The 14,865-nt window shown below is 43.2% G+C and carries 11 protein-coding genes; 7 read left to right on the plus strand and 4 right to left on the minus strand.

All coding sequences use genetic code 11. The annotated features are described in order from the left end of the window. The first annotated feature begins 12 nt into the window (after window positions 1–12). Both H5123_RS00425 and H5123_RS00430 read left to right on the plus strand, forming a co-directional pair. Complete coding sequence (locus tag H5123_RS00425; RefSeq protein WP_124018087.1) at window positions 13–348, plus strand: hypothetical protein; 336 nt, start codon at window positions 13–15, stop codon at window positions 346–348. 129 nt (window positions 349–477) lie between these two features. Continuing rightward, complete coding sequence (locus H5123_RS00430; RefSeq protein WP_182696684.1) at window positions 478–1,305, plus strand: ion transporter; 828 nt, start codon at window positions 478–480, stop codon at window positions 1,303–1,305. A 120-nt stretch (window positions 1,306–1,425) separates the two neighbouring features. Here the strand turns inward: H5123_RS00430 and mrcB are convergent, their stop codons facing one another. From mrcB to H5123_RS00445, 3 genes are all read right to left on the minus strand, one after another. Then, on the minus strand, window positions 1,426–3,726 hold the full coding sequence (mrcB, locus tag H5123_RS00435) for a penicillin-binding protein 1B (protein WP_182696685.1): 2,301 nt from the start codon (window positions 3,724–3,726) through the stop codon (window positions 1,426–1,428). Between the two features lie 67 nt (window positions 3,727–3,793). Beyond that, complete coding sequence (gene hrpB / locus H5123_RS00440) at window positions 3,794–6,337, minus strand: ATP-dependent helicase HrpB (protein ID WP_182696901.1); 2,544 nt, start codon at window positions 6,335–6,337, stop codon at window positions 3,794–3,796. Window positions 6,338–6,466: 129 nt separating this feature from the next. Further along, entirely contained in the window at window positions 6,467–8,767 is a 2,301-nt protein-coding gene (locus tag H5123_RS00445; protein ID WP_182696686.1) for a bifunctional diguanylate cyclase/phosphodiesterase, read from the minus strand. A gap of 186 nt (window positions 8,768–8,953) precedes the next feature. Here H5123_RS00445 and thpR point away from each other — a divergent pair, with 186 nt between their 5' ends. Then, window positions 8,954–9,520 carry an RNA 2',3'-cyclic phosphodiesterase gene (gene thpR / locus H5123_RS00450; protein ID WP_182696687.1) on the plus strand — a complete coding sequence of 189 codons (567 nt, stop codon included), beginning with the start codon at window positions 8,954–8,956 and terminating at the stop codon, window positions 9,518–9,520. A gap of 74 nt (window positions 9,521–9,594) precedes the next feature. Here thpR and pepB read toward each other — a convergent pair whose 3' ends face one another. Beyond that, the gene (gene pepB / locus H5123_RS00455; RefSeq protein WP_182696902.1) at window positions 9,595–10,869 is read right to left on the minus strand and encodes an aminopeptidase PepB; all 1,275 of its coding nucleotides are present in this window, start codon (window positions 10,867–10,869) and stop codon (window positions 9,595–9,597) included. Window positions 10,870–11,013: 144 nt separating this feature from the next. On the opposite strand from pepB, the gene sfsA reads away from it, so the two are divergent. The 4 genes from sfsA (at window position 11,014) to pcnB (ending at window position 14,865) form a co-directional block, all read left to right on the plus strand. After that, window positions 11,014–11,718: a DNA/RNA nuclease SfsA gene (gene sfsA, locus H5123_RS00460; protein WP_182696688.1), complete on the plus strand. Its 705-nt coding sequence runs from the start codon at window positions 11,014–11,016 to the stop codon at window positions 11,716–11,718. 118 nt (window positions 11,719–11,836) lie between these two features. Continuing rightward, window positions 11,837–12,280, plus strand: coding sequence for an RNA polymerase-binding protein DksA (gene dksA, locus H5123_RS00465; protein WP_011638715.1), 444 nt, complete (start codon window positions 11,837–11,839; stop codon window positions 12,278–12,280). Between the two features lie 131 nt (window positions 12,281–12,411). After that, on the plus strand, window positions 12,412–13,323 hold the full coding sequence (gene gluQRS, locus H5123_RS00470; RefSeq protein ID WP_404948295.1) for a tRNA glutamyl-Q(34) synthetase GluQRS: 912 nt from the start codon (window positions 12,412–12,414) through the stop codon (window positions 13,321–13,323). Window positions 13,324–13,563: 240 nt separating this feature from the next. Then, window positions 13,564–14,865: a polynucleotide adenylyltransferase PcnB gene (pcnB, locus tag H5123_RS00475; RefSeq protein WP_165870193.1), complete on the plus strand. Its 1,302-nt coding sequence runs from the start codon at window positions 13,564–13,566 to the stop codon at window positions 14,863–14,865.

Genomic DNA, 14,865 nt, shown 5'->3' on the forward strand with positions numbered 1-14,865 from the left:
GACGATTTTCTAATGAGTTCAGGCAAACCGTTACCAGAGAAATGGCTTAAAAACCAACAAGCGGCGAAAGCGACTCAAGTGGCTTTTGATCTGGATGAGAAGTTTCAATACTCGATCCGCAAAGCGGCCTTAGACAAAGGCGTGAGTCCATCAGACCAAATTAGGACGATACTAGGATTATCGGTATCTAAACGACCTAAACGTCCGCGTTTAACCGTGTCATTAGATGCTGCTGACTATGTTATTTTAGCGCAGAAATACGGTTTAGACAGTGAGTCACAACTGGAAATTAAAAAGCGTGTGTTAGATGACTTAGTCCACTTCGTTGATAATAAATCAGCAAAATAAACACGGTTTTATGCTAATTATGCCAACTAAAAAAACGCACTAGGCCCCTGCCTTGTGCGTTTTTTGTTATGATAAAGCTAATCAATTCACTAGGCCTAACGGCTAACGAATGTAAACGGATTTAACGACATGCTCGAATCTAAAAGTTGGTCAATTAAAAACGTCGATGGTCCGAGTCCATTCGAACTCGCGATGATGGTGTTATCATTAATTTCAGTGGTTATTGTATTGACCATGACTTTCGGCAAGTTAGGCGCTGAAACGAACAAAGTCTTACTCTATATCGACACGACCATATGTGTCATTTTCATGACCAAATTTTTCTATGGTTTAGTCAAAGCACGCAACAAAGCCTTTTACATCCGCCATCATTGGATTGACTTTATTGCCAGTATTCCGGCTATTGAAGCACTGCGTTTTGCACGTATATTCCAAATATTAAGAGTCATTCGGTTAATCCGCATGAGTCGCTCATTACTCATCCCATTATTGCGTCAACGTAAACAAACGACTCTGGCCAGCTTATTGGTCGCTATGGTGTTAATTTTAGCGGCTGCATCAGTACTTATTTTATTAGTGGAAAGCGCTGAACCTAACGCCAACATCCAAACTGCAGAACAAGCCATTTGGTGGGCTTTAGTGACCATATCAACAGTCGGTTATGGGGATTTTTACCCTGTCACTACAATTGGTCATGTTATTGGTGGGCTAGTGATTATCAGCGGGGTTAGCTTTTTTGGGGTGATATCGGGTTACATGGCTTCTGTTTTCGTCGCTCCTGATGAGCAAGAACGTACCGAGGCACAAGAAGCCCAAACGGCACATAAAGAACACATTAACAATCAGCTAAATCTGGCGCTGGAGCAAATGCAGCTAAACCAGCAGAAAATGGAACAAAACCAACAACACATGCTCGATGAAATCAAAAAGTTAAGGCAACAGCTAGATAAACATTAGCCATTATTAAACCAACGTTGAATCCAATAAAAAGCCCAAGGTTATTTAACCTTGGGCTTTTTATATTCAGATGTCTTGCCCTGAAATAGGCTTATACTTTAAGACGAGTTAGCAGATCAATTATTGCCCCACCAGCTTCTGCCACCACGAGAGTGACTCGCCACAATTAGCCACTGGGTGAAAGCTTGATTCTAAAGCCGGTAAGCCAACAATATTGTCACAATTACCTTGTTTAGCCGCGCCAGTTGTTCGATCAAAATAACCGTTTATTACGCCATTAACAGGCATCATACGCAAACTAAGCGGCGGACGTTCATTTAGAAAAGCTTGATACACAGCCATTGCACCACTACTGCCGTATAAACCAGTTTTACTGTTATCGTCTTGACCAACCCAAATAGCTGCCACATTACGTTCATCAAAACCGGCAAACCATGAGTCGCGACTGTCGTTACTGGTCCCCGTTTTACCCGCTAGACGTACGCCAGGGAATGCAGCACCTAAGCGCTTAGCGGTTCCAGAACGCACCACTTGATTCATTGCATATTGGACTAAATAATCGGTAGCAGGATCAATCGCCATCGACGATGGCACACGGCTAACATCTAATGCTTGGTTTTGACTGTCGAGCACAGCAGTAATCGATGATAACTTACGATAACGTCCTTCATCTGCAAGGGTTTGATAAACTTGAGCCACCATTAATGGTGAACCATTTACAGCACCAAGTAACATGGATGGATAAGGAGAAATATCATCATCCCAACCTGAACTTTTTAACGTAGCAGCAACCTTGTCTACTCCAACAGCCAAACCAACATTTACCGTTGGAACGTTCATTGAATCTTTAAATGCACTTAATAAAGGCACTTGACCGCTGAACTTTTTATCGACATTTTTAGGCGACCAAGTTTTACCTTGCTCATTTTGAAGCGTAATAGGTTTATCTTCAATTGGGGTCGCTAAGGTAAACTTATCCGCTTGGCGCAATGCGCTAGCATACACGAATGGCTTAATTAACGATCCGATTGGACGTCTAATTTCTACCGCACGATTGAAGCCTTCATAACTGGGTTGCTTATCGCCCACCATGGCAGCAATACCACCGGTGTATTTATCGGTAACCACCATACCGACTTGAATATTTTTAGCCCGTTTATCCAGTGATGCCATGGTAGATAACACGGCTTTTTCAGCTGCTTCTTGGGCCATAGGATCAAGCGTGGTATAGACTTTAACACCCGATTGCTTGAGTAATGAGTCGCCATAACGGTCGCGCAACTCTTGTTTTACCACGGCAAAAAATGCCGGTAATTTTTGATGTACCGATTTTGTCGCACTGCGAAGACCAATAGGCGACTCTACAGCTGCTTTATATTGAGCAACGGTTAATTTATCGTTTTCCATCAATAAACGTAATACTAGATCACGTCGCTCTTGGGCTCGCTCAGCATAACGCCAAGGATTGTAATAAGAAGGACCCTTAATAACCGCAACTAAAAAGGCTTGTTGCGACACGGTCAGCTCAGCAATGGGGCGACCAAAGTAAAACTGTGATGCTAGCCCCATACCATGCACACCACGGGCTTTATCTTGGCCCATGTACACTTCATTGAGATAAGCCTCTAAAATTTCATCTTTGCTATATCGAAAATCAATGATCAGCGCCATAAGGGCTTCACGTACTTTACGCACAATTGAACGTTCACTGCTTAAAAAGAAATTTTTGGCTAACTGTTGAGTTAAGGTTGAACCACCTTGAACGGTACGACCCGCGGTGATATTGACAACTGCAGCTCTTGCAATGGCCAATGGGTTTACCCCGAAGTGATCATAAAAGCTGCGGTCTTCAACCAAAATAAGCGCATCGATGATCATCGAAGGCATTTCAGGCGCGCGCACAAATAAGCGATCTTCGCCATCGCCGGCAATAATACGGTCAAGTAAGACTGGTTCTAAATGAAATACGGCTAATTCACGTTTATCAGACATGCGCTTAACCGAGCTCACGCCCTGAGAGTCAAAGCTAATCATCACTTTTTGTGCGACTTGATTACCTTCTGGGTGCAAAAACGGCCGACGCCACAATTCAATGCGGGTGCTGGATGCTGAAAACTCGCCAACTTGACGTGGGTTAGCCACTTTACGATAACCCAATAGTTTTAATTCAGCCATTAGCTGAGGATGGCTTATCGCAGCTCCCGGATATAGTGCCATTGAACGGCTAAAAACTTGCGCAGGTAAATGCCACTTTTGGCCTTCAAATTTTTGCGCAATAATTTGGTCTAAATAAATAGCATAAAAGCTTACAACGGCAATACCAACTATGGATAATTTCCATGTGAGTGACCACAGCTTTCGCCACCAAGAGGGTCCTGTCTTTTTTGTGGTTACCGAAGACTTTTTGGTTTTTTTAGTCATAAATAATGATTTCATTTTCCATATAACGCTGAATAATTACATGTTATTAATAAGCTAGATAACTTATTTACACGCCAGGAGTTTTCTTTTTAGTAAATTTTGTAGCCACAGTATTCACTGGGTCATCAGGCCATAAATGCCTAGGATAACGGCCACGCATTTCTTTTTTCACATCAATATAAGGGCCTTGCCAAAAACTGGCTAAATCAGCCGTTGCGGCTAATGGTCTTTGTGCTGGCGATAATAACTCCATAGTCACGGTCATTTTACCGTGCAATATTGTCGGGCTTTGCGCCATCCCTAATGCTTCTTGTAATCGTACACTGAGCAACGCACGCCCTTGTTGATCATGGTTATGATAAAAATGTCCATCGGCGTCAAGGGGCATCTGGTAACGAATTGGCGCACGAGTACCTGTTGCCATCGGCCAATGTGTAGGCACCAACTGCTCTAACCTTTGCTGCTGCTGCCAATTGAGTAAGTTTTTCACCAATCCATAAGCGTCAACTTTAGCTAATGCGGCCAATGAACGAATATTGTCTAAATGTGGCCCAAGCCAATCTTCTAATGAAGCCAGCAAGAACTCATCACTTAAGCAAGGCCAATCATGCTCTGGATCAAAGTGTCGTGCTAATTCAACCCGATATTGTAACTGGATTAATAGCTCGTCACGATTAAGGATTGTTAACCCTTTAATGCGGATTTGTGCTAACAACGCGGCGGTAATGTGTGCTCGTTCAGGTGTAATACCGGTGTCGACTTTAATAATAATCTCACCGATTTTAGTGTGCTTCTCTGCAAAGAAACGCCCTTTTGCTTCATCCCAACCAGCGTGTACATGAGTGGTTACTAACGAGGTAAGCTCAGCCGTAAATAAACGCTCATCCAACCTTGCAGCAAGGTAAACCTGACCAGCATTACGACCTTGAGTCTCTTGAAAGTCAGCAACCACTAACCAAGGTTCATGTGCCAAACTATCATCGGCACTGATCACTACGCCAGTACCATTACTTAATAAAAAGCCTTCATGACCACGGGCTTTGGCAATACGATCAGGGTAAGCAAGTGCTAACAAATAACTAATATCGCGAGTGGAAGCATTTCGTATGGCTTCATTGACCTGACCCGATATCGCCAAGGATTGCTGCCATTGCCTTACTTGCTGCTTAATCTGTACCTGCAAAGCCTCAGTCAAATAATGATGAATATCGGCGCCTTTTTTGGGTAAGCCGCGAGCTTCAATAATGCCCGCTAACACACATGCCAATAAACACAGTTGCGGCTGATTGTCATCCTGAGCAAGTTGCTTAGCTTTAAGCAGCATATGCGCTAAACGCGGATGGCAACCTAATACATAAGCATCTCGACCTAATGGCGTTAATTTACGTTGTGAGTCAATCAATTCAAGTTGCTGAAGTAATCCCCAAGCAACCTGTTCATGAATGGCCGGCGGCGGCGTAAGCAATGACAATTCGGCAAATGATTTAGCCCCCCAATTGGCACAATCAAGAGCCATCGAAGTCAGTTCAGCTTGCGTAATTTCAGGTTCGTCGACCTTGCGCATACGTCCTTGTTCTTCTTGGCTCCATAAACGCACGCAATAACCCGCAGCTAAACGCCCTGCACGACCACTTCGCTGAATGGCAGAAGCTTGGCTAATGCGCTTAAGCCCTAAGCGTGTCACGCCGGTTTTAGGGTTAAAACTCGCTTCACGTCGATAACCACTGTCTATCACTAGCGTAATGCCTTCGATAGTTAAACTCGATTCCGCCACATTGGTCGCAAGGACTATCTTACGTTTACCAAGCTCTGCTGCTCGAATAGCTTGATCTTGTTCTGCAGACGATAAATCGCCATACATAGGACAAATTAGCCATGATGCATCCAAACGCTCACGTAACAATCCAGCGAGCTTACGAATTTCACCTTTGCCGGGTAAAAATGCTAGCACACTGCCTTGTTGATAAGCGGCTAATTCAATCGACGTGATGGTGTCGAGAATGACCCGAGACATGTGCGTAAGCCACATTTGCTGACTTGGACAAGGTTGATAAGCAATCTCAACCGCAAAACTGCGGCCATCACTGTGGATCTGAGCTGCATCGGGCATTAAGGTGTCGAGCGGTAAACCAGACAGGGTTGCAGACATGGCAATAATGCGTAAATCGTCACGCAATGATTGCTGCACTTCTAATGCTAAAGCTAAGCCTAAATCGGTAGTGAGGTGACGTTCATGTATTTCATCGAAAATAATCACATCAATACCACTCAGTTCAGGGTCTTGTTGGATCATGCGGGTCAAAATACCTTCAGTCACAATTTCGAGTCGAGTATCAGCACTGACTTCTGATTCGCCGCGTACACGATAACCCACTTGTTGACCAACCGCCTGGCCCAATTGTTTAGCGATAAATTGTGCTACATTGCGGGCGGCAACTCGGCGTGGCTCTAACATGAGAATTTTGCCACTAATTTCAGGCCAGGCTAGCATGGCTAATGGCAAGGCTGTTGATTTACCCGCACCGGTAGGTGCTTCAAGAATAATCTGCGAATGATCGGCAAACTGCACCCGCAACGAGTTAAGTACCGCCTGTATGGGTAATGAAGTGATAATCGATGATTCTGGGCGCGGTAATGCTTGTTTTGAGGTCAACGCTATTAACTTTTACGGCAATTTTATGGGGCTCATTTTACCCACAATCATATCAAGGTGTCATTAATTGCAGATGGCATACATCAATTAATCATTTAAGGCCGTAAGATTATCTCCTAACGTAGCGGATGTTAACCAAGGTGTTCGCAAACCGTGTGGTAACTCGGCCAAGCGCGTCGGTTTATTAATGGCATAACCTTGAGCATAATCAACGCCGATATTTTTAAGATATAAGCCAATCTCAATATTCTCAACGAACTCGGCGATAACCTCAAACCCCATGTCTCTACCAAGTTGACAAATTGCTGTCACAATCGCTTTATCGCTGCGGTTTTCACATAAATTGACCACAAATTGGCCATCAATTTTAACGTAGTCCACATCGAGGCATTTTAAATAAGCAAAACTTGAAAAACCAGAACCAAAATCATCTAAAGCAATTTTACAGCCAAACGGACGTAACAAATCAATTAACCCTGTGGCTTGGTCTAACTGGCTTACGGCTGCGGTTTCGGTGATCTCAAAACATAACTTACTCACCAACTCTGGTTCAACCATTAAGCGCATTTCAAGCCAATTCATGAACTTTTGATCGGCCAGTGACATTGCCGACAAATTAACCGAAACCATAGACAATTGACGCCATATGGTTAAATTATTGCCACCCCATTTCAATAAGTTATCGATAACCCATCTATCAACACGAGGCGCTAAGTTATAACGCTCAGCAGCAGGTAAAAACACGCCAGGTGATACATATCGGCCATCGCTTTGTACCATGCGCAATAATATTTCGATGTGTATCCCAGTTTCGGGCTTATTTAGCGGCTCAATAAGTTGATAAAATAACTCAAACTGATTTAACGCAAGTGCTCCAGTAATATCTACAGATGCAAGCATTTGGTTATACATGAGGTTCATTTGTGGGTCATCTGGATTGTAAAAATGCCAGCGGTTACGGCCTTCCTCTTTGGCTAATCGACAAGCAGCATCCGCTTTACTCATGACACCATAGATATCTGGAGCAACATAATCAACTTTGGCAATGCCAAGACTGGCACTAATATTATGCTTAACCCCCTTCCAAATAAATTCATGCTCAAATAATTGCTGACAAATTCGTTGCGCCACTTGTTGTGCTGATGACACATCGGAATTGTTCATCAATAAGCCAAATTCATCGCCCCCTAACCGCGCAACAACATCGCCTTTGCGTAATAATTGTTTTAACCTTGTGGCCACTTGCTGCAGTAACAAATCACCCGCTTGATGACCACTTAGATCATTAACTACCTGAAATTGATCGAGATCGAGAAAGGCAATACAAGCAGGTGTATGATCTTCATCGTCTAATAACTCTTCGAGCATATTTTCAAACTGCAGCCGATTCGGTAAGCCGGTTAATACGTCATGATTGGAGTGAAATGATAATTCATCAGCAAGTCGATAACGCTCGGTGACATCTTCAATCATTAACAATAACTGCTGCTGCTTATTAAGAGCATGGCAAAAGCTAAACTTGTACCAATGAATTTGCCCACCATTTCGCAGCGGTACTTCACACCAGGCTTGACGTAAAATACCTTCGCGGACAATGTGCAAAGTATCGAGTAGCAGTGGGTGATCTTCTTCACGCAATAAGTTAAATAAACTTTGGCCTTCACTAATAAGCAGACTGTCTTTACTCGCATCATTTTGCAATACAATATTATTCTGTAAATCAATGAGCGCACAGGCTATCGGCAACAACTGAAACAGCTCTTGATATTGTTTATCTTTACTATCGAGCAAAACGGCTAAACGACGTAACTCAAGTGACGATGCCAATCGATAAGCGGTATCTTCGAGTAGCTTGTGTATAAACGAAATGGGATCTTTATGCTGATTCACAACAGGATTAGCATCTGAAGCACACAGAGTGCCTAACACAACTCTGACATTGCCTACCTGTAAAACGGGGCTGAGTGCAATATGCTGGCAATTAATATTGAGACCGTTAAAAAGGCTAATGAGTGGAGTTAATATTGGATCTTGTTGGTCGGTTAACCCTTGCGTAGCATTATGAGCATAAGTGATAAGCTGATGATTAGATAATAAGGATTCGCAAAGCGACAGATGATCTTTAAACTGTTGATTGAACAGTGCTTCAGAAGCGGGGGAAGTACCAAAATAACTAGCACATTGCTGCTCTGACGTGTCGATAATTTCAACATCGACCGAAAATACTTTATCGTACTGATTTGTCAGTACAAATGCCGCGCTGCATTCTAGTCTTTTACAGACTAGCTCTAGTGCTTGATTAAGCAGCGATAACACCGAAGTATTACTACTCTCAATAGGTCCATTTGTAAAAACACTTTTCAATAGTTGCTGGGTGCTATCTGCCATTCATCAACTCAGTCAAGGTTAGCAATTCAATTTGCTTAGGAATAAAAAAACATGCGCTATATTATCGTTAACATTCACCTAAGTGTAGTTTAGTCACTCACAAATAACGATATTTGTTTACATCATTCAATATTAATAATCTATTCGGCTTAGGGTTTCAACTCATTACTCATTAAGGATAAGCGTATGCAAGCCACATCTTCGCGAAGATTGTTTGTCGGCTTTGGCTTAAAAAAGTCAGAAATAGAAAAAACATCTCTAATAAAACAGCGTCTTAGCCCATTTTTTAATGATACAGCAAAGGTAGTGGATAATAGCAATTTACACATGACACTCGGTTTTTTAGGCCAGATAGATCAGACCAGTTATGCCAGTGTTGTCGATGCGATCGAGTTGATGCCAAAACCGACTTTTATGCAAGTGTTAGATACACTATCGTTATGGCAATCAGCACGATTAATTTGCCTAAAAGGACACGCTAGCGAACCGCTATTGCTTATGGCTCAATCGCTACTCTTGATTGCGAAAAATCACAACGTATTGATTAGCGAACACCAATACGTCCCTCACATTAGTTTATTTCGCCAAGTTAACATCACTACTTTACCTACGTTGAGATGCACCACTAGGTTATCGTTGATGCCAACTGAGTTACATCTGTATCAATCTATCAAGAATAAACGCCAAACTGACTATTCTGTTCTTAAAAGTTGGCCGCTAACTGAAGACAACAAAAAAGCCGCTATTATCTAATGCCCAGCTCTTAAACTGAGTTAACATTAAATAACAACGGCTTCAAATCTGCCTTATATTCGCACTTTTATCGGCTAGTCTTTCAATAATTCAGCAATGGTCAATACACCATGAGTTGTCGCACCTGCTGCCCATAGCGCCGACGCTGATGATTCAAACGCTGCAGCTAAATCGACATGCAACCAATTGGCTTGTGGTGATACAAAACGCCATAGAAAACCTGCGGCGTTAGAGGCGCCACCTGCGCCGCCACCTTTTACTGGACGACTGTTAGCGGTATCGGCATACGCTGATGGGCACATGTCTTTATGCCATGGCTCTAACGGTAATGGCCATACGTTTTCAGACACAGCGGCAGCACTTTTTTGTGCTAATTGTAATGTCGCGGTTTGTGGTGAGAAAATCGCATTATAATTTGAACCAACCGCCATCACTGCTGCGCCGGTTAATGTTGCGGCATCGATAATCAAGCCTGCGCCAGTTTCTGATGCGGCTTGTAGACCATCAGCCAATACTAAGCGTCCTTCAGCGTCGGTATTGACGACTTCAACCGTAGTACCATTTTTATAGGTTAAAATATCACCTAGTTTAAAAGCACGTCCGCTGACGAGGTTTTCTGCGCAACATAAGAATAACTTAACGCGTTTATTCAAACCGGAGTTAATCGCTAATCCCAAAGCGGCAGTGACAGTCGCAGCGCCACCCATATCACATTTCATTGTCAACATACCTTCGGTCGACTTTAGGCTGTAACCGCCTGAGTCAAACGTAATGCCTTTACCGACTAAGGCAACAGATACAGGAGCATCAGCGCCTAATGGATTAAAATCAAGCTCTAATAGCGCAGGAGGACGCTCGCTGCCACGACCAACAGCATGAATACCAACCCACTTTTTCTCTAATAATTCTTGGCCTTCAATAATGTTGAAACTAACATGGTCGCCACCAATATTTTTTAACCAAGATGCCGCCTGGTTAGCTAACGCTAATGGCGATAAATCTTCAGGAGTGTCATTAATTAATTTACGGGCAAACTGAGTCGCGACAGCGCGTTGATTCAAGGTCTCTTTATCGGCATCACTGCCACACCAGTCAACTTGGTAACCAGCTTTCGCTGTCGCAAAACCTTGCGCAAATGCCCACTGAGAATGCAGGTTCCATAAGCCGCCATCTAATTGCACATAATTAATCCCTTGGGTGCGGATTTTGCGTGCCGCCATTTGCACTTGGCGAAGTTCATCGCTACCTGATAAATGAATTGTCGCCAAAGAGCCTTGATAGGTCACATCAGCTTTACCCCAATGAGCGGCTGGGGCTTCTGTGGTCAGAGTAACGGTCATAATATTCATAATAATCCCTTGTTGTAAGCCTAAGAACACCAATACTCGCACGTAATCACGAGCTAATGGCAGTAGTGTAGACAAAACATAATCGATAAACCAAGCTAAAGTTTGTTAGCATTGTTGTAAATCAACTCAACACTTGGGTCATGGATGAAATTTATCCCCGAATTAGAATCTGGCATATTAATTAAACGTTATAAGCGTTTTCTTGCCGACATCATGCTTGCCAATGGCGAACAGATCACCATTCATTGTCCTAATACTGGTTCAATGAAAAATTGCTTATTTCCTGGTGAGACGGTGTGGTTTTCTACCTCAGACAATCCAAAACGTAAATACGCCCACACCTGGGAGTTGATGCAAACCGATCAGCAGCACCTTATCGGGATTAACACAGGACGTGCCAATGCTCTTGCCGAAGATGCCATAAAGAGGCAAGTGATTTCGGAACTGTTAGGTTATGAGCATCTAAAACGTGAAGTGAAGTACGGCAGTGAAAATAGCCGGATCGATATATTGCTCACCAGCCCTAATCGAGCAGATTGCTATATCGAAGTGAAGAGTTGCACCCTTTTAGAACAACACATAGGTTATTTTCCTGATGCCGTTACTACTCGGGGGCAAAAGCATCTTAGAGAATTGATGCATATGGTCACTCTAGGTCATCGAGCGGTATTATTATTTGTGGTACAACACAGTGGCATAACCACTGTTCAACCCGCGCGCCATATTGATCCGCAATACGCAGACTTACTTCAACAAGCCATGGAACATGGCGTTGAAGTGCTAGCCTATAAAACAACACTTTCACCGCAAGCAAGTTCCATCACCGATTCTTGTAAAGTGGTCGTATAGATAAAAATATAAAGCTCAAATACATGTAAAAAATTTGCCACGCTATAGAGTTTCTGGTATAGATAGCGGCCATAAATTTAAGACGTCCTTAAACGCAAATGATTACAGGAGATGCGTTATGCCTCAAGGCACGAAAAAACTTGGCGTACTCGCTATCGCTGGAGTAGATCCTTACCAGGAATCGGCTGGTGAAGAGTATATGAATACCAAGCAACGTGGTCACTTTACATTGATCCTCGAAGCATGGCGTAACCAATTGCGTGAAGAAGTCGACCGTACGTTAACTCACATGCAAGATGAAGCTGCAAACTTTCCTGATCCTGTCGACCGTGCAGCACAAGAAGAAGAATTCAGCTTAGAATTACGCGCTCGTGACAGAGAACGTAAATTGATCAAAAAGATTGAAAAGACCTTACAGCTGATCAAAGAAGATGATTTTGGTTTCTGCTTCTCATGTGGTGTAGAAATTGGTATCCGTCGACTTGAAGCCCGTCCAACAGCCGATCAGTGTATCGACTGTAAAACGCTAGCTGAAATAAAAGAAAAACAAATGGCGGGTTAATCCGCTATCGAAGAAGGGCGAGATTATCTCGCCCTTTTGTTTTATTTTATTCATCAATAAAACACGCCACTCATTTAATTGGTTACCCGCGCTAGAGTGTTGTCACTTTGACAGAAGATAATGGCACAGCGATGTTAATTAAGACTACGCTACAAAATAACATGATCACCCCATCGTATATTGGCCGTTTTGCGCCATCCCCGTCAGGCTCACTGCATTTTGGTTCACTCATTGCGGCATTAGGCAGTTATCTGCGTGCGCATAGCCTTAAAGGCCAATGGCTGGTCCGCATAGAAGATATCGATCCTCCTAGAGAAGTACCCGGTGCCAGCGACAATATCCTCCGCACACTTGATGCCTATGGCTTACATTGGCATGGTAGCGTGCTATATCAACATCAACGACATCAAGTATATCAAGATCAGATTGATGCGTTTATCGAAAGTGATGCGGGTTATTATTGCCAGTGCACACGTAAAATTATTCAAACCAGTGGCGGAGTGTACGATGGCCGATGCGGACGATTGACACCACGGCTGACCCAGGGTGCAATTCGGATTCGTAACCAAGTTAAAATGGACCACTTTGTTGATCAACTGCAAGGTCATGTGATGGTTGATAAAGCCTTCGCTGATGAAGACTTTATCATTAAACGTAGCGATGGTTTGTTCGCATACCAGCTCGCCGTAGTGCTTGATGATGCTTATCAAGGTATTACTGAAGTGGTTAGGGGCTGTGATTTACTTGAAGCAAGTTGCCGCCAAATAAGCTTGTTTACTCAATTGAATTTTCCGTCACCTGATTGGTTACATTTACCTTTAGTCTGCACACAAAAAGGCTTTAAATTATCAAAGCAGAATCATGCCTCTGCCATCGATATCGTCCACCCTCAAGCCAGTATCAACGCCGCGCTGACATTTTTAGGTCAACAAACAGTGGATATTGATGCAGTTGATGTGATGCTTAAGCAGGCAGTAGCACAATTTGATCTCAGTGCGATTCCTGCACAAAAAGAAATTATCATATCGACTAGAAACGACTAGGTATCATCATTACCATGACGAGTTATTGCATTAAGCCCTTTTTAGCGCCACTGTACGTATACTCATTCAGTCACATTTAATGTATTATACCCGCCAGATTTTTAATCAAATTATTCTAGCATCCCGAGGTGTATTATTTTTCGCCGTATTAGCCAATTCTGTAAACAGCTATTTGAAAACAACAAAGTAGCTCCAGTCCTTGAAGAGCCAATTCAAGAAGATGGCTTACGTCTGGATATTATCTCCAGAGATGGTCACTCAATTTCACGTCGCCAAATTAGTGAAAATGCACTTAAAGTACTTTATCGTCTGAATAAATCGGGCTACAAAGCCTATTTAGTCGGCGGTGGTGTTCGCGATATTCTGCTTGGCATAGAACCAAAAGACTTTGATGTAGCGACGAATGCTACCCCAGATGATATTAAAAAGTTATTTCGCAACTGTCGTTTAGTTGGCCGTCGCTTTAGACTGGCACATATCGTTTTTGGTCGTGATGTTATTGAGGTTGCCACGTTCCGCGGTCACCACAGTGAAAGCAATGACAAAGTATCGAAATCAAACGCTGAAGGTCGTTTATTACGTGATAACGTTTATGGTGAGATAGATGAAGATGCTGAACGTCGTGACTTCACTATCAATGCACTCTACTACGACATTAGCGACTACTCTATTCGCAGTTATGGCGGTGGAATAAACGATCTTAATGCACGCAAGATAAAACTTATCGGCGATCCAGATACCCGTTATCGTGAAGATCCGGTGCGCATGCTTCGAGCCGTTCGTTTTGCGACTAAACTTGATATGCAAATCGACGCCGTTACCGCCGATCCTATCAAAGCACTCGCACCACTATTAGGTGATATTCCCGCGGCGCGCATGTATGAAGAAGTATTGAAATTATTCTTTGCCGGTAAAGCCGAAGCGAATTACCACATGATGCAAGATTTTGGTTTATTTGCTCCGCTGTTCCCACAAGTGAGTGCCCTAATTGAAGAGTCGCCTAAAGGTCATACAGCTAAAATGCTGCAAACCGTTATGCGTAATACTGACCTGCGAGTCAGTGAAGATAAAACCGTTACGCCAGCATTTTTCTTTGCCGCAATATTATGGTACCCAGTTAAACAACGCGCAGATGATATCGCGATTGAAAGTGGCCTAACGCATTACGATGCCTATGTTGCAGCTATGGGTGATGTGCTTGAGAAACAGTGTTTAACCATTAGCTTACCACGTCGTTTTAGTACTCCAGCACGTGACATTTGGCAATTACAACTGCGCTTAGAACGTGGTCAAGGCACCCGCGCCTTTAAACTGCTAGAGCACCCGAAATTTAGAGCAGCTTATGATTTGCTGCTACTGCGCGGTGAAGTTGAAGCGGGTAATACCGCCAAGATAGCGGATTGGTGGCAAGCGTTTGTTGAAGCCGATGAAACTGACCGCAGTGATATCGCCAAAAGCATCAAAGGCAGTAATACTCGCAATCGAAATGCACCACAGCGCAAGCGTCGTCGAAAACCCGCTGCCAAGCCTACAGAAGAGTAA

This window comes from Shewanella sp. SR43-4, assembly GCF_014163845.1.
GTDB classification, from domain to species: domain Bacteria; phylum Pseudomonadota; class Gammaproteobacteria; order Enterobacterales; family Shewanellaceae; genus Shewanella; species Shewanella vesiculosa.